Source organism: Prosthecobacter sp. (assembly GCF_044236155.1).
GTDB lineage: Bacteria > Verrucomicrobiota > Verrucomicrobiia > Verrucomicrobiales > Verrucomicrobiaceae > Prosthecobacter.
On record NZ_JBIIHA010000001.1, the window covers coordinates 222,056 to 242,182 of the forward strand.

The 20,127-nt window shown below is 60.6% G+C and carries 15 protein-coding genes and 1 pseudogene; 9 read left to right on the forward strand and 7 right to left on the reverse strand.

Annotated features, from left to right (window positions below; translation table 11 throughout):
• Window positions 1-705, reverse strand: a complete 705-nt coding sequence (locus ACILSE_RS00900; RefSeq protein ID WP_395715453.1) for a FadR/GntR family transcriptional regulator — start codon at window positions 703-705, stop codon at window positions 1-3.
• A gap of 279 nt (window positions 706-984) precedes the next feature.
• Entirely contained in the window at window positions 985-1,761 is a 777-nt protein-coding gene (locus tag ACILSE_RS00905) for an SDR family oxidoreductase (protein ID WP_395715454.1), read from the reverse strand.
• Between the two features lie 102 nt (window positions 1,762-1,863).
• On the opposite strand from ACILSE_RS00905, the gene ACILSE_RS00910 reads away from it, so the two are divergent.
• Window positions 1,864-2,583: a hypothetical protein gene (locus ACILSE_RS00910; protein ID WP_395715455.1), complete on the forward strand. Its 720-nt coding sequence runs from the start codon at window positions 1,864-1,866 to the stop codon at window positions 2,581-2,583.
• Here ACILSE_RS00910 and ACILSE_RS00915 read toward each other — a convergent pair whose 3' ends face one another.
• The 3 genes and pseudogenes from ACILSE_RS00915 to ACILSE_RS00925 all read right to left on the reverse strand — a co-directional run bounded on the left by ACILSE_RS00915 (window position 2,584) and on the right by ACILSE_RS00925 (window position 5,802).
• Window positions 2,584-3,951 carry a c-type cytochrome gene (locus ACILSE_RS00915; RefSeq protein WP_395715626.1) on the reverse strand — a complete coding sequence of 456 codons (1,368 nt, stop codon included), beginning with the start codon at window positions 3,949-3,951 and terminating at the stop codon, window positions 2,584-2,586.
• Window positions 3,937-5,382 (reverse strand): annotated as a pseudogene (locus ACILSE_RS00920) (HEAT repeat domain-containing protein); the annotation flags it as partial. The gene ACILSE_RS00915 and the pseudogene ACILSE_RS00920, both read right to left, overlap by 15 nt.
• A gap of 15 nt (window positions 5,383-5,397) precedes the next feature.
• On the reverse strand, window positions 5,398-5,802 hold the full coding sequence (locus tag ACILSE_RS00925) for a hypothetical protein (RefSeq protein WP_395715456.1): 405 nt from the start codon (window positions 5,800-5,802) through the stop codon (window positions 5,398-5,400).
• 124 nt (window positions 5,803-5,926) lie between these two features.
• Here ACILSE_RS00925 and ACILSE_RS00930 point away from each other — a divergent pair, with 124 nt between their 5' ends.
• Entirely contained in the window at window positions 5,927-6,367 is a 441-nt protein-coding gene (locus ACILSE_RS00930) for a DUF5069 domain-containing protein (protein WP_395715457.1), read from the forward strand.
• Between the two features lie 92 nt (window positions 6,368-6,459).
• On the opposite strand, the gene ACILSE_RS00935 is transcribed toward ACILSE_RS00930, so the two are convergent.
• Window positions 6,460-8,883, reverse strand: a complete 2,424-nt coding sequence (locus tag ACILSE_RS00935; protein ID WP_395715458.1) for a protein kinase domain-containing protein — start codon at window positions 8,881-8,883, stop codon at window positions 6,460-6,462.
• Between the two features lie 49 nt (window positions 8,884-8,932).
• Between ACILSE_RS00935 and ACILSE_RS00940 the strand changes: the two genes are divergently transcribed.
• Both ACILSE_RS00940 and ACILSE_RS00945 read left to right on the forward strand, forming a co-directional pair.
• The gene (locus ACILSE_RS00940) at window positions 8,933-9,916 is read left to right on the forward strand and encodes an RluA family pseudouridine synthase (protein ID WP_395715459.1); all 984 of its coding nucleotides are present in this window, start codon (window positions 8,933-8,935) and stop codon (window positions 9,914-9,916) included.
• A gap of 130 nt (window positions 9,917-10,046) precedes the next feature.
• Window positions 10,047-10,406 carry a Spx/MgsR family RNA polymerase-binding regulatory protein gene (locus ACILSE_RS00945; RefSeq protein ID WP_395715460.1) on the forward strand — a complete coding sequence of 120 codons (360 nt, stop codon included), beginning with the start codon at window positions 10,047-10,049 and terminating at the stop codon, window positions 10,404-10,406.
• 62 nt (window positions 10,407-10,468) lie between these two features.
• Here ACILSE_RS00945 and ACILSE_RS00950 read toward each other — a convergent pair whose 3' ends face one another.
• Window positions 10,469-11,290 (reverse strand): alpha/beta hydrolase family esterase, encoded by an 822-nt coding sequence (locus tag ACILSE_RS00950; protein WP_395715461.1) that lies wholly within the window; start codon window positions 11,288-11,290, stop codon window positions 10,469-10,471.
• Window positions 11,291-11,375: 85 nt separating this feature from the next.
• Here ACILSE_RS00950 and ACILSE_RS00955 point away from each other — a divergent pair, with 85 nt between their 5' ends.
• The 5 genes from ACILSE_RS00955 (at window position 11,376) to ACILSE_RS00975 (ending at window position 20,069) form a co-directional block, all read left to right on the forward strand.
• Window positions 11,376-11,753 carry a hypothetical protein gene (locus ACILSE_RS00955; protein WP_395715462.1) on the forward strand — a complete coding sequence of 126 codons (378 nt, stop codon included), beginning with the start codon at window positions 11,376-11,378 and terminating at the stop codon, window positions 11,751-11,753.
• A 118-nt stretch (window positions 11,754-11,871) separates the two neighbouring features.
• Window positions 11,872-12,888 carry an AAA family ATPase gene (locus tag ACILSE_RS00960; RefSeq protein ID WP_395715463.1) on the forward strand — a complete coding sequence of 339 codons (1,017 nt, stop codon included), beginning with the start codon at window positions 11,872-11,874 and terminating at the stop codon, window positions 12,886-12,888.
• A 140-nt stretch (window positions 12,889-13,028) separates the two neighbouring features.
• A complete protein-coding gene (locus tag ACILSE_RS00965) occupies window positions 13,029-13,946 on the forward strand; it encodes a DUF58 domain-containing protein (protein WP_395715464.1) in 918 nt (305 codons plus the stop codon).
• Window positions 13,947-13,952: 6 nt separating this feature from the next.
• Window positions 13,953-15,968, forward strand: coding sequence for a BatA domain-containing protein (locus tag ACILSE_RS00970; protein WP_395715465.1), 2,016 nt, complete (start codon window positions 13,953-13,955; stop codon window positions 15,966-15,968).
• 9 nt (window positions 15,969-15,977) lie between these two features.
• On the forward strand, window positions 15,978-20,069 hold the full coding sequence (locus ACILSE_RS00975) for a hypothetical protein (RefSeq protein WP_395715466.1): 4,092 nt from the start codon (window positions 15,978-15,980) through the stop codon (window positions 20,067-20,069).
• Window positions 20,070-20,127: the final 58 nt, after the last annotated feature.

Consider the following 20,127-nt stretch of genomic DNA (forward strand, 5'->3'; position numbering starts at 1 on the left):
TCAGCGTGATTTTTTGGTCTTCGGCAGCGCCAGATCGGCCTCGGCGGTGTACAGATGCTCGCGCATCGCTTTCGCGGCGGCGGCGGCATCACGTTTCTCGATGGCGGCGAGGATCGCCGCATGCTCGCGCACGGAATTGGTTGTCGAAACACGGCTGTAGCCGCGCGTGAGGCCGACCTGCATCAAATCGGAGAGTGAATGCAGCAGCAGCGCGGCGATTTGATTGCCGGAGGCGATGGCCAGTTCGCGGTGAAACGTCATGTCGGCATCCACGGCGGCATCGTAGCCGTCCGCTTCTTCGAGTTTCTTCAAGGCGGCCCTCAATTTGCGGATTTGCGCCACGCTGGCGTGTTCAGCGGCCAGGCGTGCATTCTCCGGCTCGATCATGAAACGCACCTGAATGAGCTGACGCAGGCGTTCCTTGTCATCCGGGATCAGCAACGCCAGCGAGCCGTTCAGCGGCTTGTGCAGTTTGTCCACGACCTTGGTGCCCACGCCATGCTTCACTTCGAGCAGGCCCTGCAATTCGAGCCGCTTCGTCGCCTCACGAATCACAGGCCTGCTGACACCGAGTTTGAGTGCCAAATTGCGTTCTGGCGGCAGCCAGCCGTCGCCACCGGCGATCTCGTCGCGAATTTCCGAGGCGATGCGGGCGCATACCTCCTCGACGAGGCTGCGCTGCGGTTTGATGGATGAAAAAGCCATGTGGTTAGAGGTCTTACCACTGGCCTATACGGGTGGGTTGCTGGACTTTTATCGCCTTGGGCATGAGAAAGTGAAATCGCCTCAGGGGACGTCCGGAGATCGGAATGACGAAATCATAATTCCGAATGATGAATGAAGCCCGAATGGGTCATTCACTCGGCATTCCTCATTGATACGCTTCGCTTCCCTCCGGGCTCCTTTCAGTCGTCTGTCTCGCTTCGCTCGGCTCTGGTTTTGTCATTGGCCAGCTCCGCCGACACCGGAACTCCGCCTCGTGGCTTAGATCGTCATCGACGAATACCCGCCATCCACGACCATTTCATGGCCGGTGACGAACGAACCGCCGACTCCAGCAAGCAGCAGCGCAGCGGCGACGAGTTCCTTGGCTTCGCCAAAGCGGTTCATCGGCGTGTGGCCCATGATCTTGGCCACGCGGTCCGGGGTCAGCACCTTTTTGTTCTGCTCGGCGGGGAAGAAGCCGGGGACGAGGGTGTTCACGCGGATGCCGAGCGGTGCCCATTCGCGGGCGAGGTTCTTGCTGAGGTTGTGAACGGCTCCCTTGCTCATCGAGTAAGTGAACACTCGGCTCAGTGGCAGCAGGCCGGACATGGAGCCGAGATTGATGATGGAGGCCGGCACTTTGTTTTCGACGAAGTATTTGCCGAACACCTGGCAGGCCAGAAACACGCCCTTGGTGTTGATGTTCATGATCCGGTCGTATTCCTCTTCCGGAATGTCGAGGAAGGGCGTCGCAGAGTTCACGCCCGCGCCATTGACGAGAATGTGGCAGCCGCCGGAGCGTTCCAGCACTTGATCGAGCAGGATTTGCAGGTCGGCTTTGCGGCTGGCATCGGCGGAGACGAAATAGGCCTGACCACCGGCGGCCTGGATGGTTTCGAGGCGCTTGTCCGCCTTCGATTGATCACGACCGACGAGCACGACTTCCGCGCCGGCGGAGGCATAGCCTTCAGCGATGGCACCGCAGAGTTCGCCCGTGCCGCCGATGACGACGGCGGTTTTGCCTTGGAGAGAGAAAAGTTCGAAGATGGAGGACATGGTGAGGCGCGCATTTATGCCGTGCCGCGCCTTGGCTGCAAGCTGGCTGTCTTGTCAGTTTCGTGGTCTTGACACTCCGCCCGCGTTGTTCTCCGGTGGTGCATGCCCTGGGGCCACATCTTCACCTTTCTCGCAGGCGTGCTAGTCGGAGCGGCGACGATTGTACTCTGGAAGGCGTTGCGCTTTGCCGCCGATCTGCGCGCCGCGCGGCATGCGTTGGCCAGTTATGTCTATCCTGAGTGCGGCGTCGCGGATGAGCAGGCGCACAAGGCCGTGGAGGAGTGCAAAAACCGCCTGCGCTGGCAGAAAAACCTCAATCCCGAGTGGTTGCCGCCGCTGGTGGATGAAGTGCCGAAACTCGTGCGCGAGATAGCGTCGATTTATCATCCGGGAAAGCAGGACCCTTTGCTCGCGCCAGGTCTAAGCCAGTTCTCACGCGCCGTGCATCTTGCGGCGATGGATGTGGCGGACTTTTTGCAGACGCGCTCCATCGGCCGCCTCGTCGATGTCAGCGCCAGCACGGCGATCAAAACGTGGGAGATGACCCACAAGATCGCCACGCATGAGAAGATGCAGACCGCGAACAAATGGTACAAGCGACTGCTGCCTGTCTGGCAGGTGATGCGCTTCAAATCGCCCATCATGTGGGCCAGCGTGGCCGTGTCCAATGTCGCCGCCCGCACGCTACAGCCTGCGGTGATCGACATCATCGCCAAACGCACCATCGATCTTTACAGCGGGCGTCTTGGCAAAGGAAGCGGGGGCGCTTCATCGGAAGCGATCAGCGTGCCTGAGAAAGAACCGCCGCCAGGGGCAATGTGATTACTTTTTGCTGCTCTTCGCCTTCAAACTCGCGAGATAAGCCACCACATCGCGGATCTCCGCTTTGGTGAGGATGCCGAGCATGGGGGGCATGACACTGATGGGTGGGGTGGAGGTGGCGATTTGTTCGCGGGGGACTTTTTGGGTTTTGCCGTCAGGGGAGCGGAGGACGATTTGAGTGGCGTCTTCTTTGTCGAGAGCGCCGGAGAGGCTTTTGCCGTTCTTGAGGGTGATGGAAACGAGGCCATAACCGGGGGCGACGACGGCGAGCGGGTTCAAAAGGGATTCGAGGAGGTATTTGCGGTCCTTCGTGCTGCCGATGGTTTTCAAATTCGGGCCGACCTGGCTGCCTTCTTTGGCCTCGACGGTGTGGCAGGCGATGCAGTTGGCGCCGAGGTGGTTGGTGACGAGGTCGCGGCCGCGGGTGGTGTCGCCGCCTTCGAGGAGTTCGGTGTTTTGGGTTTGGAGGGTGGCGAGCTTGGGTTTGAGGCTCTCGCGGGTGGCGGCGGCTTCGAGGATGTCGAGCTGGATGGCGGCGGGGGCTTTGTTTTGCGCGAGGAGGTCGAGCCACTCGGTGATGACGGTGTCGTCTTTGGATGTGGCAAGCAGCGAGAGGGCGAGTTGCTTTGTGGTGGTGTCGGCTTCCTTCAACGCGGTGGCGGCAGCGGCGATGGCGCGGTCGGGTTGATGGGCGAAGAGCTGCTTGAGGGCTTCGCGGCGGAGTTCGGCGGGGGATTTTTTATCCAAAGCGAGATCGAGCGAAGGACCGAAGTCGCCGGTGCTGGCGAGCATCTTCAAGGCACCGGCGCGGAGGCTGGCGCGAGCGGCTGCATCGGCGACGATGCCCTGGAGCACGGCGGGCTCGACGCGAAGCTGGAGTTGCATGAGCAATTCGACGGCTTTGGCTTTCAAAGCGCCGTCGGTGAGGTCGAGGAGCGAGTCGAGACGCGATTGAACGAGCGCGGCGAAGGCTTTGGCATCGCGCGGAGCGTTTTCATGCGCGTGGCCGTCGATGCGGTCGAGGCGCGGCGGAGTGGTGAAGACGAGCAGGAGGTCGAGGGCCTCGCTTTGCAGCGGTGAAGGCTTCAAAGCGGCCTGGATGAGCGGTTCGGCGATGCCGAGGCGCAAACAGGCATTCAGTCCGCGACGCGAGAGTCGCGTGGTGAGCGCGGGAAGAGCCTCGGGGATGCCTGCATCGTCGTGAATGGCTCGCTCGGCCTCGTCGGGGAATTTGGTGAGAAACTCGGCGACCTTTGGCGAGCGCTGGCGGGCGAGGGCGAGGGCGAGGAGGTTGCAGAGGCTTTTGTCCTTCACGAGCACCTTCGCATCGGCACAGCCCGCGAGGCCGGTGACGATGGCGTGGCGCATGAAGGGATCGTTTTGCTCCTTGGCAGCAAGTTGGAGCAGTTTCGGTGTGGCAGCGGGGTCTTGGAGCTTGCCAAGGGCGATGGCGGCGTGGAAGCGGACGCGTGATGAGGGATGCGTGAGGAGTGAAACGAGTGCGGGATCGCGTGTGGTGCCATCGCCGAGGATTTTGGCGGTTTGGGTGAGGATTTCGGGATCGGCGTCGGTGAGGAGTTGGGTGAGCGTGCTCGCTTCGACCTTCTTGGCGCGGAGACCTTGGCCGAGGCCCCAGATGGCGTGGATGCGGGCGAGCTTAGCGGCTTTCTTGTCGCTGGCGATGGCTTCGAGGGTTTTGAAGTCACCACTTTTCACCAAGGCGAATTGAGCCTGCAAACGGACGCGTTGGTCAGCGTGCGACAGATGAGACGGATTCGTCTGATGGGGATTGGCGAGGAGTTTGGCGGTCTCTTGACGCTCGGCGCTGTTTTGGCCGGTGGGATCGTCAGCGAGCCAGATGTGGCCGAGTTCGTCGAGCGGGTAGCCGCCGACCCAATCGGCGATAAGGAGGCCGCCGTTGTTGGCGAAGGCCATGCCGATGCCCATGAGGCCGGTGTGGATGACGCGTTCGTTTTTCATGACGAACGAAGCGCCGCTCGGAGCGAGCTGAAACGCGGTCATGACGCCGCTGGGGAATTGATCGAGGATGAAATGCCCGCGCAGTGAGGCGCCGAGCGCGGTGCCTGGCTCGTGCGCGAAGCCAGCGGGGCCGTTCGAGTAGTTTTGCAGCGGCGGGGTATGGTAAGTAGGCGCACTCGCCAGAGTGCGGGCATCGGTCGAGTCTGCGGAGCCTTCCCGCGTTCTGGCGAACGCGCCTACGGGGGCTTTCCACAGGCTATCCATGATCCAGCGGCTCTTCTCTTTTTGATACTGGTGGCCGCAGCGCCAGCCGGAGTCGCTGCGCTCGGTGATATAGACGAGGCGTTCTTTTTCGCCGGGGAGGTCGGCGTCGTTGTCCACGCCGAAGAGATTGCCGAAGTCGTCGAAGGCGACCTCCTGCACGTTGCGCAGGCCGTGCGCGAAGACCTCGAAGCCGCTGCCGTCCGGCTCGCAGCGCAAGACGCAGCCTTCGTGCGGGTAAAACCACTTCACGCCTTCCTTGCTCGTCACGTTCACGCCTTTGTCGCCGATGCTCCAGTAGATGCGGCCATCCGGCCCGATGCGCGGGCCGTGCATGTCATGCCCGGCATACGCGATGTGCATGCCGAAGCCATGCGCGACGACTTCACGCTCGTCGGCGACGCCGTCGTCGTTCGTGTCGCGAAGGCGCACGAGATCCGGCGCGACCGTGACATAAACCCAGCCGTCGTGATACAAAATGCCGGCCGCGATGCCGGTGACGACGCTGTTGAAGCCCTCGGCGAAGGTCGTCATCTGGTCGGCGGTGCCGTCGCCATCGGTATCGCGAAGCTGCTAGATGCGCTCGCTGTGCACGGTGAGGTCCTTCCAGTCGATGGAGCCGTCTTTGTTGTGATCTTTGAGGCCACCGCGTGGCAGGCGCAGTTTGCCGGGCGCGAGCTCGCGTTTCAGGAAGACTTCTTTTTCCTCCACGCTGGTCAAAGACACGTCATCGGGAATCCAAATCGAGTGCTCGCGGATGTCGAGATCGGCTACTTTGCGCCGCGTGGTGGCGGCGACATAGACGCGGCCCTTTTCATCCGTCGTCACGGCCACGGGATCAGGCACGTTGAGATCGCCGGACCATTTGTGGAGTTCGAGAGCGGACTTCGGCGCGGGCTTGGCGGCCGCTTTTTTCTCCGCGGCGGCGCATGGCAAGGCCAGCAGCGCCGCGAGGGCGATGAGCGAGGGTTTTTTCATGAAATGGGGGATCGAGAAAACAGGAGGCAAGCGTTTGTTCTTGCCGCGTCGTAGCGGACTCGTCAAAGTCGAGTCTTCGTTCGTCACGGCGAACGCGATTCATCAAACCAACCCACATCCCATCATGAGCCAGATTGTTCCTCTCATCAGTTCCGGCATCGCCGGCCCCCTCGGTGTCCTCCATCTTCCCCGCCTCTGGCAGAAGGCCTCCTTGGCCGCTGCTGGCAAGCTCCACGCTGACTATCCCGGCATCGGCTGTGGTTATGACCAGATGACGCTCGACGCCCTGGGCATCAACATCGAGACCTTCAAGGCTTTCATCGCGACGAAGCCGAGCTATCCCCAGCTTGAGACTTGGATCAAGGCGCAGCCGGGTGTGAACCTGACGAAGGCCAACATCTACAAGCACAACCAGTCGATCATGGGCTACATCCACGGTGACGACGTGCGCAAAGGCATTCTGGCTGCCGATGGCATCGCCGATGACGGCAGCGTGAACCCTGGCGCGGTCGATCTGAACAACCTCGATGACTGGCACATCTTCTGGGCGCAGGAGATCAAGTAACCCTCGTTCTCAGTTCGTTGTTCGCGGTTCTCCGTTGGTTGTTTCGCAGTTGAGCTGACTGCAAATGACGAACAGGGAGCCGCGAACGTTTTTTAGATCCCCGCTTCCACCACCTTCATCCAGCGGGTTCGGAAGGTGCGGTTTTCCTCCATGAGCTGGGCCGCGATGGTGGCCGAGAGCTGAACCAGGCCATTGAGACGTGCGAACGCGGCAATGCTCTCCTGGCGGCGGTAGTACTCGGTGGAGTCGGTGATTTGAGTACTGAAGGCCTGGGCGATTTCGACGAGCGATTCCGGTGTGAGGCTCTCGAACGGAATGGACAGCGTGCCACGTTCGAGCGCGACGTTGATCGTGCTGCCGTCGGCACTGCAGGTAATGCGTCCGGTCATCTGGCCGCCTTCACGGCGTGAGACGGTGCCTGTCCAGCTTTTGGCGGTGAGGTCCGCGGTGAGCAGACGCACAAAGTCGCGTGATTGCGTGTAAAGGTAGATGCGTCCGTCGAGTGCGGTTCGCACGTCCTCGGTCTCGAGGCGGGTGCCGGAGAGCATTTCGATGGCGCGTGAGTAGTCGTAGCCCTGCACAAGGGAGGGGACGAGGGAATTGACCTCGGCGAGCAGTTCCAGGTCGGCCTGACGGCGTTTTTTATCCGTCAGCATCTGCTGTTGCTGAGCCTCCATGGTGAGGCGCTTGATTTCACGCTTCAATTCAGATTGCCAGGTCTCGATCTCGCTGTGGAAAGCTCCGTTGGTCTTGAGCTGCTTTTTCGTCCGCTCCACTTCAGCAAGTTCGGAACGCAATTCCTGCACCGTGCCGGCTAGGCGTGGCTGCAAGGCGGCTTTCACGAGCTGGAAATCGCTCTTGTAGTAGTCCACCAGGGTTTTGTAGCCGGCGATCCATTCGAGGGAATTGGTGGAACTGGCGGCGGAGGGCTTCAGCGCGTCGAGTTTTTTCTGGAACTTTTCGAGCGCGTCAGCGCCAATCCGCGAGGAGCCGAAGTGCCACTCTGCCAGCGCATGAGCCAGATAACCGAGGACTTCCTCGTTGTCAGAGCGGTAATCGAGCGAGTCGGGCGAGACGCCGAGCGTAAGGTTGCGCGACATGCGGTCCTTGATTTTCGTGAAGAAGGCTGCGAGGCCGTTCAGCTCTGCGCCGGTGGACAACTTGTCAAACTGGGCTGCTGCGGCGCCTTTCTTGTCGCGCAGGTTGTTCTTGTCGCACATCTCACAAAGTGCCGCGTTGAAGCGTGCCCAGTTGCGTGTGGGCTGTGGGGTTTCGTTTGAATCGGCGAGCTTGAGAAACTCCGCGCGTGAATCGCTGAACTTCTGCTCCACCAGTTCCCTTAGCGCGTCAGCGAAGCGCACGGAGACAGACTTTTTGCCAGCATCCGCCTTGAGAGTCACGCCGCCGCCGGAAAGGTCCTGCGCATCTGCGGCAGAAATCTGGATCGCGGTCCTGGTGGCGCGGCGTTCGCCGCCTTCACGCAGCAGCCAGCCTACACCGTAGGCGAGCGAGACAGCCGCGGCGATGGAGCCGATCAAATTCGCACGGCGGGAGAAAAGTCTGCGGCGCACGCCGCCGCGATCCAGCAGGCCCTCGGCGAGGCGCATTTCATCGACCACCTCTTCGTAGTTCGCGAAACGATCTTCCGCGCGGAAGCTCAGCATGCCGTTGATGACATGCTCGGTGCGCGGCGAGAAGCGCAGGCCGGAGTCACCAAGCGTGACCCGCTTGCATTTGATGCGGCGCAGGTCCTCGATGGCGTTTGTGTCCGCCTTGTGCGGCGGATTGCCCGTCATGGCGTGGTAAAGCGTCGCGCCGAGGCTGAAGATGTCGCTGCGATAGTCCTCCTTGTTTTCGATGATCTTTTCCGGAGCTACATAATACGGGGTCGCCCAGATTTCGCCGGACTGGTCGGTTTCACGGTTTGCGAACAACGCGAGGCCGAAGTCCACTACCTTCGCGGTGCCGGTTTCGGTGAAGAGGATGTTCGCCGGCTTCACGTCGCGATGGATCAGGTTGAGGTGCTGCGCGGCACGCAGCCCCTCGGCGACCTCGCGGCCGATGCGCAGTGCTTCATCCTCCTTTAGATGGCCTTCACGGCGGATGCGCTGCTCCAGGCTGCCGCCGCCGACCAGCTCCATGGCGATGTAGAAATAGCCCTGGTCGTAGCCCACGGAGTAAAGCTTGATCACATTCGGGTGCGTGACGTTCGCGGTGATATGTGCCTCCTGGCGGAACTGCTCCAGACGCGTCGCATCGCGGGAATACTGCCGGTTGAGGATTTTCAGCGCCACGCGACGCCCGAGCGTCTCGTCCTCGGCCTCGAACACCCGGCTCATGCCGCCTTCGCCGATCTGGCGCACGATCATAAAGTGGTCGAACCGTCGCCGGACACGCACCATCTGGCCGCAAAACGGGCATTTGAGCTTCGTGAACGGCTCCAACGAGGTCACGTCGATCTGCTCTTGGCAGACCGGGCAGGTGCTCAGGTAGGATTGTTCAGGGACGGGGTTCAAATGAGGGAGTCGGGTGTAGGTTTGGCTTCCTACCTGCATCGCATGGCAAATGCCAGAAATTACAGATTGCCTGATTAATTTGAATCATGAGTATGTCGCCGTGGATTGGACCCTCATTGAAACAACCGATGCCGGTGAGCGATTCGACAAGCATCTTGCCAGGCGCTTGCCTGAAATGTCGCGTTCACGGCTCCAAGATCTCATCAAGGACGGCCACGCCACACTGAACGGCAAACCGGCCAAACCGGGTGTCGCTTTGCGTCTCGGGGATGTGGTCAGTGTCACGGTGCCGGAGGTGGCACCAGTCGAGATCAAAGCCCAGGACATTCCGCTGACGTTTTTGTATGAGGATGCTGACATCGCCGTGCTGGACAAGCCGCCCGGTCTTGTCGTTCATCCGGCCGAGGGAAATCCTGACGGCACCTTGGTGAACGCCCTGCTTCATCACATCGATGACCTCAGTGGTATCGGTGGTGAGATGCGCCCGGGCATCGTCCATCGCCTCGACAAGGACACCAGCGGCTGCATGGTGGTCGCGAAGAATGACACCGCTCACCGCCGCCTCACCGAGGCCTTCTCAGAGCGCCGCCTCACCAAAATCTACCTCGCCGTCGTCAATGGCGTCCCGCGTGAGCGAGGCGGTCGCATCCAGAACTACATCGGCCGCCATGCCGTCGATCGTAAACGCATGGCAATTCTCCTCGACGGGGCGGGTAAGGAGGCCGTCACCGAATGGAAGATCCTCTCCACCCATCAAGGCTGCGCCCTCATCCAATGCCGCCTGCTCACCGGACGCACGCATCAGATCCGCGTCCACATGAAGGAGGCGCTGCAATGCCCGATCCTCGGCGATCCCATCTACGGCCATCCGTCACGCCAGCGCGTCCACACGCCGCGCCTCATGCTTCACGCCTGGAAACTCGCTTTCAATCATCCCATCCACGACCAGCCCATGGCCTTTGAGGCGAAACTGCCGCCCGAGTTTGAGCCGTGGATGAAAATGACGAAACCAGAGGGAAATGACGAAACCTGAATGACGAATCAATGACCAAGCTACAATCGGAAACTGCGGATGCCTCTCTCTGGGCTTCGTCATCTTAGATTCGGCCTTGATTCGTCATTCCTCATTCTGATTTCGTCATTCATTCATCCCCCACTTCGCCATGCTCAAACTCTACGCCTACTCCGGCTGCTCCACCTGCAAGAACGCCATCAAATGGCTCAAAGCGCACGCCATTCCCTTCGAGGAGATCGCCATTCGTGAAACGCCGCCGTCGCTCGTTGAATTGAAGGCCATGCTCGATGCTCGCAGCGACGATCTGCGTCGTCTCTTCAATGTTTCCGGCCAGGACTACCGCAATCTCGGCCTCAAGGACAAACTGCCCGGTATGACCACCGACGCATCGCTCAAACTGCTCGCTTCAAACGGCAATCTCGTAAAACGCCCCTTCGCCATCGACGCGAAAGACAAGATCTGCCTCGTTGGCTTCAAGGAGGACGAGTGGAAGGCCGCCCTGGCGTAGAACGAACTTCCAGTTCGTTCTCCCAGCGCGCCGTGCCTCGGGAACGAGTCGGAAACCCCGGGCTACTTCACCGCCTTCGCCTGCTCCTTGAAGAACTTCGCGATCAATGCCGGCGCTTCGTCCGGAAACTTGTGCGTGCCTTGATGGATGAACGCCACAAAAGGCGCTTCGACCTTGGAGGCAAACAGCGTGCAGTCCTTTGCCCACTTTTTTCCTTCCGCCTCGCATTGGTTGATCTGCTTCACCTTTGCCATCGACATTTCCTGCCACGCATATTTCACCAGCGGATCCTCTGTTCCGGCGATGTGCATGCACGGTTTCGGCTTGAACACCCGGTCAGCCAGCCGTGCTGAGGCTGATGCCGAGGGGGCCACCGCGCAAAAGACCTCCGGCCGAGTTTCCCAAAGCAGATACGTGAAGCCGCCGCCGTTCGAGTGCCCGGTCGAGAAAATGCGCTTCGCGTCCACTTTGAAGTTCTTCTTCAGGTGCGCCAGCACCGCGTCGAAGAGCTTCAAATCGCGATCTCCCTCCGCGCCTTCACCGTGTTGCCAGCCCGGCTTCTTGCCCTCGGGATCGGTCAGCTTGCCCGGTGTGTTCAAGCCTTGTAGATACACCGAGATGGCCTCCGGCCAGTGCTTGTGCATCGCAAACGAGCGCCCGGCCGCCATCGCCGTGCCACCGTGGCCATGCCAAACAAACACCACCGGTGCTGGCGATTCCTTCGCAGACGGCGGCGCATACAGAAATCCTGTCCTGGTCACGCCATCCAACGTGATTTCCAGCTTGGTCACACCTTCAGGCAATTGCCCCTGTGCGTGACAGGCAAGCGGGGCGATCAAAACAGACACCAGGCCTGCGAACAGTGAAATGAACCGATGTTTCATGCGTGTTGCGGCCTCAAACGCCGGGTTCTTGTCAAAGTTGCACCCCTCTCCTTGCGATCATGCGGCATGGCGCTATATCGGCCTCATGTTCAAAACTGGCCAGCAGGTCGTCTGCATCGACGACCACTTCGAACCCTGGGTCTTCGACCTCTTCAAGCAGTTGCCGAAGAAGGATCAGATTTACACCGTGCGTGCCCTCCGGGCCGGTCGCTCGAATCCGAAGTTCACCGTCAATGACGACGCCGAGATCAAGCTAGCCGACGCGCAGTTTGACATCCTCATCCTCCTCAAAGAACTCCACAATCCCGACGATCCGCACTCCAGCGTGAAGCAGGAACTCGGCTTCCGCTCCGAACGTTTCGCCCCGCTTCTCGAACAAACCGAGGAGGAAGAAGAAGCCGAACTCATCGGCGTCGGCCACGGCGAGAAAGAGTGGGAGCCAGAGCCTGCTTGGTCAAAGTAATCGAGAGCTTTAGCTCGTCAGTCTGAGTTCGTAGTTCGGGCTTTAGCCCGTTCTGCCTTCATTGTGTTTGCGTTGAAAACTTGGCACCGTCGCCGCTGTTTGATACACCACCCATCTCATGAGCGCTCCCCCCGACCTTCCGCCGTCTTCCGCCTCTCTCTCCGAACGCCAGGTCGTCGAACTCCTCTCCACCGCACGCCAGCGTCTCTTTGCGGAAGTCGGAAAAGTCATCGTAGGCCAGCAGCATGTTGTCGATGAGATGCTCATCGCGTTGCTCGCCGGCGGTCACTGCCTTATCACAGGCGCACCCGGCCTCGCGAAGACGCTGCTCATCAAAACCGTCGCCGATGTCTGCCACCTCAGCTTTCAGCGCATCCAGTTCACGCCCGATTTGATGCCGTCCGACATCACCGGCACCGAAATCCTCGAAGACAGCCCCGAAGGCCGCAAACTCGTCTTCAGCCGCGGCCCCGTCTTCGCGAACATGATCCTCGCCGACGAAATCAACCGCACGCCGCCCAAAACGCAGGCTGCCTTGCTCGAAGCCATGCAGGAGCATCAGGTCACCGTGAATGGCAAAACGATGCCGCTGCCCGAGCCCTTCTTCGTCCTCGCCACGCAGAACCCCATCGAGCAAGAAGGCACCTACCCGCTCCCCGAGGCCCAGCTCGACCGCTTCATGCTTAACATCGTCATCGACTACCTCAGCGAGGACGATGAAGTCGCCGTCGTCACCCGCACCACCAGTGGCAAAGGCGAACCCGTGCAGCGCCTCTTTACCGGCGAGCAACTCCTCGCCTTCCAGCAAGTCGTCCGCAAAGTCCCCATCGCCGAAGACGTCGCCCGCTACGCCGTCCGCATCTCCGCCGCATCCCGTCCCGGTCGCGACGGTGTGCCCGATTTCGTCAATCAATGGATCAGTTGGGGTGCCGGCACTCGCGCCAGCCAAAACCTCGTCCTCGGTGCCAAAACCCGCGCCCTCCTCCACAATCGCACCCACGTCACTGTCGATGACATTCGCGCCATGGCCCTGCCCGTGCTCCGCCACCGCATCCTCGTGAACTACAAGGCGGAAGCGGAAGGAGTGACGGTGGAGAAGGTGATCGCGAAGCTGTTGGAGACGGTCAAACAATGATGAAACCAGAATGAGGAATGCCGAATGAATGACGAAGTCTCAATTGCCCAAGGATTCGTCTCCTCGTTTCACCCTTCTCTCATTCGAACATTGGTCATTCATTCGTCATTCGCCATTCTGGTTTCGTCATTCCGCCGCCCATGAGCACCGGCACCACTTTCCTCGATCCAGCGGCCCTTATGCGCATCAATTCTCTTGAGCTTCGTGCGAAGGTCGTCGTCGAAGGATTATGGAAAGGCATGCACCGCAGCCCGTATCACGGCTTCTCCGTCGAGTTCTCCGAATACCGGGCATACGTCCAAGGTGACGACCCGCGCTACATCGACTGGAAGGTGCTGGCACGCAGCGACCGCACCTACATCAAAAAATTCGAGGACGAGACGAACCTGCGTTGCCAGCTCGTCATCGATCACAGCAAGTCGATGAAGTATGGTTCTCAGAGCTACACGAAAGCCGATTACGCGGCCACGCTGGCGGCCACATTGGCGTCTTTCCTCATGAAGCAGGGGGATGCGGCTGGATTGACCACCTTTGCCGATGGTATCGAAGAACACATGTCGCCACGCAATCGCCCAGGGCATCTGCGGCGCATGATCACCGAACTGGAGCGTCCCGCGAAGGCCGCTGGCACCTCGCTGGATCTCTCCGTCGGCCAGCTCGCCGATCTGCTGCGCAAACGCGGCATGATCTGCCTCATCACCGATCTCCTCGCGCCCATCGAGCATTTGGAGAAGCAACTCGCCCTCCTCGGAGCCATGGGCCACGACCTCGTGCTCTTCCATCTCATGGACCGCGCCGAGATCGACTTCAATTTCGAGAAGTCTGCCCACTTCCGCGATGCCGAAACCGGCACCGAACGCTTCATCGACCCTCAAATCGCCCGCGAAACCTACCTCAAGCGCCTCCAAGCCCATCGCGAAACCATCCAAGCCGCCACCGAACGCCACAACGTCGAATACCACTTCTGCCCCACGGACCGCCCGTTGGAAGAAGTGCTCTTCGACTTCCTCAGCGCCCGCCAACACCGGAAATCGAAAATCATAAATCATAAATCATAAATTTCCGTGTCCTGGCTCTTCCCACTCTACCTCGCCGGTGCTGCCGCGATCCTCGCGCCGATCCTGCTGCACCTGCGTCGTCGTCCGTCGCAGGATCGTGTGGAGTTCAGCTCGCTACTCTTCCTCGATGCGCAAACGCCCGTGCCCGTCAGCAAGCGCCGTCTGGAAAACTGGCTCCTTTTGCTGCTGCGTTGCCTCGCGCTCATCCTGCTTGCGCTGATGTTCTCGCGGCCTTTCATTCAAAGCGAATCCACCGCCGCCGCCTCGCCCAACAGCGCCACGCTCATCCTTCTTGATCGCAGTGCATCCATGCGTCGCGCTGATTTGTGGAAACAAGCCATCGCAGAAGCCGAGAAGCAGCTCAAAGCCGCCAAACTCACCGACCGCATCTCGCTCGCCGTCTTTGATCACGAGTTCACGCCGTTGTGGACTTTTGATGAAGATCGCAACACACCCGCGAACCGCCTCACAGCCATTCAAACGCGTCTTGCCGCCCTTTCGCCCACTTGGAATGCCACACAGCTCGACCGTGCCCTCATCGCTTCCGTGCCGACCTTTGACTCCAGCACCACCTCGCTGAAAAAACGCATCCACCTCATCTCCGATCTTCAAGAAGGCACCAAGCTCGACGCCCTCCGCACCATCGCCTGGCCCGCCGAACTCACGCTCAGCGTCCAACGCCTCGATCCCGCCACGAACGACAACCTGAGCATCGCCCTCGCCGCCCGCGAGCAAGATGGGAGCGCGGACACTCTTGTCCGGCTCCGCTTGAGCAACACACGCGACTCTACCCTTCGGGACTTCACGCTCGCCTGGCAGGGCGCACCCAAATCCGACGCCATCAACGCCCAGATCCCGCCCGGAGCCTCCCGCATCCTCACCGCACCGCCGAACTCGACGAACGCCACCACGCTCACCCTCACCGGCGACACCCACGACTTCGACAACCGCATCTTCATCGCCCCGCCACAGCCGCGCAACGTGCGCATCCATTTCCTCGGCCAAGACGCCACACGTGACGAAGCCTCGTCGCCGCTCTACTACCTCGCCCGCGCCCTCCAGCCCACCGCCACGCTCGCGCCGGTGCTCACCGCCGACGAAAAACTGCCCGCCCAGCCCCCCGACATCCTTTTCATCGTCGGCAGCGCTCCCGCTGACGGCCTGCGCAACTACCTCGAGCGCGGCGGGTTCCTCGTCACTGTGCCCTCGGATGCCACACTGATCAAAACGCTCACCGGCCTCGACCTCACTGTCACCGCCGACACCAGCGACGAGTATCGCATGCTCGCTGAGGTCAAAACTGACCATCCGCTGCTCAAACCCTTCGCCGATCCCAAACTCCGCGATTTCACCAAACTCCGCTTCTGGAAACATCGCGTCATCCGTGATGCGGGCACTCCTGCCCGCACCTCCGGTCTCGAAACACTCGCCACCTTCGACAACGGCCATCCTGCGATCCTCAGCGCCCGCATCGGCAAAGGCACGCTCATCGTCCTCGCCTCCGGCTGGCATCCAGCGGATAGCCAGCTCGCCCTCAGCACGAAATTTGTTCCGCTCCTCTACGGCTGGCTCGCCGCCGCCGGCTTCAGCCATGATCCAGCGGCCACGCTGCTCGTTGGCGATGCTTTGCCACTCGACGCCATACAGGCCCACAGCATCACCGACCCCGAAAACAAAACGCACAGCCTCAAACCCGGCGAATCCTTCACCACTAGCCAGATCGGCCTTCACAAGGTCCAAAGCACCGCGCACACCCAAACCATCGCCGTGAACCTTCCGCCCGACGAAGGCCGCCTCCTGCCTCTGGAGCCGCAAAAGCTCGCCGAATACGGCATCAAGCTCGCCAGCACCTCTGATACCTCCGCCGCCAGCGAAACCACCGACCAGCGCCTCACTTCCACCGACACCGAACAACGCCAGAATCTCTGGTGGTGGTTCTTGGTCACCCTTTTGGCCGTCCTTTTGCTCGAAACAGCCTTGGCAGGCCGTTCAAGGCAGAGCGCTTCAGTTCAAACCGCGTAATTCACCACCATGATCGCACGCACCATCCTCGAAGCTCGCATTTCGGAAGTCCGGGAGGCCTTGCGTCGCGCACGTCTGCTCCGCCACATGGCAGTGGTCTTTTTGATCGGCGTCCTGGTGCGCGGGGCGTTCCTGCTCGCCATGCTGAACGGGCACGCGATTCCGCAGCGCTTCGACCGCTGGTCCATGCTCGCGCTAATCGCGTTGGGCATCATTGCGTTTTTCAAAGGCCGCCGGAACCTGTGGAGCGACCGTGACATCGCCCGCATCATCGAGCAAAAGCATCCCACGCTCGATTCGCTGCTGCTCACCGCCATCGACCATGAGCCGCAAGCCGACCAGTCGACCAGCTTCCTGCACGAGCGCCTGATCGATCACACACTTGCCCGCGCTGCCACGCAGAACTGGCCCGTCACCGTCGCGAACAAGCCCTACACGCGTGCCCTCGCTACCGCTTGGACCGCCGTCATCGCCTTCCTCGTCACCGACATCGCCCTGCGCCTCCATTCCCCAAGTCATAAATCAGAAGTCGTAAAACATAAGGCGGAAGCTCCCGCCGCTCCCACCGACTTCAAAGTCACTCTCACGCCCGGCGATGCCGAGGTCGAGCGCGGCAGCCGCCTTATCATTGAAGCGCGCTTCGATGGCCCCGTGCCCGCAGACGCCGTTCTCGTCGTCAGCGAGGCTGATGGGAAAGTCCGCGACCAACTGCCAATGCGCCTCACGGTCGATGGTCAGGTCTTTGGCGGCTTCATCAACAAGGTGGAGCGGGACACGAAATACCACGTCGAGTTCGCCAACCAAAAGTCCCAGCAGCACACGCTCACCGTCTTCGATTATCCCGCGCTTGTCCGCAGCGATGTGATCGTCACGCCGCCCGACTACACGAAGCTCCTGGTCAAGGAGATCAAGAACACTCAGAAGGTCACCGCGCTCGAAGGCTCGAAGATCGTGTGGAAGATCAAGGTCAACAAGCCGCTGATCGCCGCCATTACCGCGAAGACCGATCCGTTTGCCCCGCACCTCACGGCGGCGGAGCTTTTCGGCGAAGACAAGACGATCATCCCGCTCACGCCCTCTACGGATGATGCCACGCTGCTCGAAGGCGTTATCATCGCCGAGAAATCGCAGAAATATCGACTGCATCTGGTTGATGAAGCCGAGCGTGCGAACAAAAACCCGCCGTGGTTCAACGTCACCGTTCAATCCAACCAGCTCGCCAAGATCGAGGTCGTTTTTCCGAAGCGCGACATCCAGGTGTCGTCGATTCAGGAGCTTCCCGTCGAGGCCAAAGTATCCGATGACCTCGGCGTGACGAAAAGCGGCGCGGTGTTCAGTATCAATGGCAACAGCAAGGAAGTCATCTTCAAGCATCCCGTCACCGCGCCGCAGAAGAAGCAGGACGTGCGCGCCGAGCTGACTTTGGAGAAGGAAAACGCCCAGCCACGGCAGCTTGTGAGCTACTACCTCTGGGCCGAGGACACCGGACCGAAGGGCGAGGTTCGTCGCAGCATGAGCGACATGTTCTTCGCCGACATTCGCCACTTCGAGGACATCTTCCGTGAGATGGAGGCCCCGCCTAGCGAGCCGGGCAAACCAAAGGCCCAAAGTGATAAGCTCGTCGATCTCGTGAAGCAGATCGTCAACGCCACCTGGAAGATCATCCGCGACACCAATGCCGGACGTGTGATTGAGGCGGCCACTCCTGACATCGACGTGGTGCATGAGTCCGTCGGCATCGCCTTGGAGCAGATCAAAGAAGGCATGGAGGAGGCCGAGGATGCGGAGGTCAAACAGGCGCTCACCGAAGCCTGGAAATCTCTCAAAGACGCCCAGCCGCCGCTCCAACAGGCCTCCGCCGAGAAAAAACGTTCGCCTTTGAACCAAGCGCTCACGTTTGAGCAGACCGCGCTCGAATGGTTGCACCGCGCGCAGAGCCGCGAGCATCAGGTCATGCGCCAGAACCAGCCGCAGCAGGCCATGTCAGGCAGCGAGAGCCAGAAGCAGAACCAGCTCATGGATCTCGAAATGAAGCAGCAGGAGCAGCGCTACGAAGAAGAGAAAGCCGCGACAGAAGAACAGACAGCCGAGCAGCAGGAGAACCTGCAGGTGTTGAATCGCCTCAAAGAGCTCGCCCGCCGTCAGGAGGCGCTGGCGGAGAAAATGAAAGAGCTGCAAGACCAGCTCGCCAAAGCGAAGACCGAGGAGGAGAAACAGGAGCTCGAAAATCAGCTCAAGCGTTTGCAGGCCGAGCAGGAACAGCTTCTCAGCGATCTCGACGATCTCAAAGAGCGCATGGAAAAGCCGGAGAACGCGCAAAACATGGCCGAGGCGAAGGAACAGCTCGAAAAAACTCGCGAGCAGGTGAACGAAGCCGCCGAAAAACTCAAAGAGCAGCAACTCACCGACGCCGCCAATTCCGCCACTCGTGCGCAACGCGAGCTGGAGCAGATGCAGGAGGATTTTCGCCAGAAGACGAGCAAGAAATTCGCCGACGAGATGAAGCAGCTCCGCCAGCAGGCCCAGCAGGCCGCAGAGACTCAGAAGAAGATCAGTGAAGCGCTCGAAAACCAGAAGCCCGCCGAGAGCGACATCGCCCAGAGCCTGCAAAACCAAGCGCAGAGCCGGCAGGTGGCCGAGCAGCAGGAGAACGTCGAAAAACTCCTCAACAACATGCGCCAGCTCAGCGAGCAGTCAGAGCAGAGCGAGCCGCTGCTGCACAAGAATCTCTACGACGCCGTGCGCAAAGCGCAGACCGCTGGTTTGGAGGAGAATCTTCAAGAAACCCGCGACCAACTGCGCTACGGCAGCGCTGCTGAAGCCAAAGACGCTGAACGCAAAGCAGCCAATGCAGTGGAGGAACTGCAAAAGGGCGTCGAGAAAGCCGCCGAGAGTGTGCTGGGCAGTGAAAGCGAGGCTCTGCGTGTGGCGAAGAACGAACTGGATAAGCTCATCCAGGAAGCGCAGGAGCAGGCGGGCGGTCAGAAAGGCCAAGAGGGTCAAGAGAAAGCCCAGCAAGCGTCCGACAAGTCAGACAAGTCCGACCCGTCGGACAAAACGGCCGCCACAGGCCAAAAACCCGGCGAACAAAGCGAAAAGCCCGGAGAAACCGGAAAAGGCCAAGGACCGCCGCAAGATTCCAAGACCGCCCAAAATGGCGAAAAACCCGGTGAAGGCCAGCAGGGGCAAAAACCAGGAGAACAAGGCCAAAAACCTGGCGAGAAAGGTCAGGGACAGGGCGAAGGCCAGGAGCCCAAGATGGCCGAAAAAGGCCAGCAGTCCGGCGAGGGCCAGCAAGGTCAAAAGCCCGGTGAACAACCCGGCGAGGGCAAAGGCCAGCAAGGCAAGGAAGGGCAGCAGCAGGCTTCTGCGCATCAACCCAACGGCAATCAACCGGGGCAACAGCCCGGACAACAAGGACAACAGCCCGGACAACAAGGTCAGGGCATGCAGCAGGCTTCCTCACAGCAGCCGAACGGTGAACAACCCGGGCAGCAGCCAGGCCAGAAGGGGCAGCAACCCGGCAACCAACCAGGAAGGGGCCGTGGCGAAGGCCAGCCGCAGACCGCAGATGCGAACAATCCCAATCAAAGCGGACGAGGGCGTCCGCGCTCCGATGACAACAACCGCAACAACAATTTCGATCCTGGCGGTCCCACGACGGGTCGTGATTCGGACAATGACCGTTCCCGCCCGCAGATCGCCGGAGGCGCTGTGCCTGAGGCGTTGTTTTTTGAAGATTCCAAGGAGGAGCCGGACACGAATGTCTTCACCGGCGACGGCTATGATCGCTGGAGCGACCGCCTGCGCAATGTGGAGGAGCTTCTCAACAATCCCGAACTGCGCAACGAGGCCGCGAAGATCCTCGACCGTGCCCGCGAGCTGCGCATCGACCTCAAACGCAGCAACGAAGCGCCACAGGTGGCCGTTTTGAACCAGCGCATCACCGCTCCGCTGATGGAACTGCGGGATCGCGTTGTTGAAGAGCTCTCGAAGAAGGATGCCGGCAAAAATCTCGCGCCTGTGGACCGCGATCCTGTTCCAGCGGAGTTCCGCGATCTCGTGAAGCGCTACTACAAGGAACTGGGCGCTGGAAAGTAAAGCCCTCCGAGATTCTTTGCCGGAATGAAGGCTCGACGCCTCCGCGCGGATCATCATA

Excerpts from the sequence above, each read along its gene's own strand:
- ACILSE_RS00910 (WP_395715455.1), top strand. The coding sequence starts at position 1,864 with ATGCCCTGGGGCCACATCTTCACCTTTCTCGCAGGCGTGCTAGTCGGA.
- ACILSE_RS00925 (WP_395715456.1), bottom strand. The coding sequence starts at position 5,802 with ATGAAAAAACCCTCGCTCATCGCCCTCGCGGCGCTGCTGGCCTTGCCA.
- ACILSE_RS00965 (WP_395715464.1), top strand. The coding sequence starts at position 13,029 with ATGAGCACCGGCACCACTTTCCTCGATCCAGCGGCCCTTATGCGCATC.
- ACILSE_RS00960 (WP_395715463.1), top strand. The coding sequence starts at position 11,872 with ATGAGCGCTCCCCCCGACCTTCCGCCGTCTTCCGCCTCTCTCTCCGAA.
- ACILSE_RS00905 (WP_395715454.1), bottom strand. The coding sequence starts at position 1,761 with ATGTCCTCCATCTTCGAACTTTTCTCTCTCCAAGGCAAAACCGCCGTC.
- ACILSE_RS00900 (WP_395715453.1), bottom strand. The coding sequence starts at position 705 with ATGGCTTTTTCATCCATCAAACCGCAGCGCAGCCTCGTCGAGGAGGTA.
- ACILSE_RS00945 (WP_395715460.1), top strand. The coding sequence starts at position 10,047 with ATGCTCAAACTCTACGCCTACTCCGGCTGCTCCACCTGCAAGAACGCC.
- ACILSE_RS00950 (WP_395715461.1), bottom strand. The coding sequence starts at position 11,290 with ATGAAACATCGGTTCATTTCACTGTTCGCAGGCCTGGTGTCTGTTTTG.
- ACILSE_RS00940 (WP_395715459.1), top strand. The coding sequence starts at position 8,933 with ATGCCAGAAATTACAGATTGCCTGATTAATTTGAATCATGAGTATGTC.
- ACILSE_RS00930 (WP_395715457.1), top strand. The coding sequence starts at position 5,927 with ATGAGCCAGATTGTTCCTCTCATCAGTTCCGGCATCGCCGGCCCCCTC.
- ACILSE_RS00975 (WP_395715466.1), top strand. The coding sequence starts at position 15,978 with ATGATCGCACGCACCATCCTCGAAGCTCGCATTTCGGAAGTCCGGGAG.
- ACILSE_RS00915 (WP_395715626.1), bottom strand. The coding sequence starts at position 3,951 with ATGCGCCACGCCATCGTCACCGGCCTCGCGGGCTGTGCCGATGCGAAG.
- ACILSE_RS00955 (WP_395715462.1), top strand. The coding sequence starts at position 11,376 with ATGTTCAAAACTGGCCAGCAGGTCGTCTGCATCGACGACCACTTCGAA.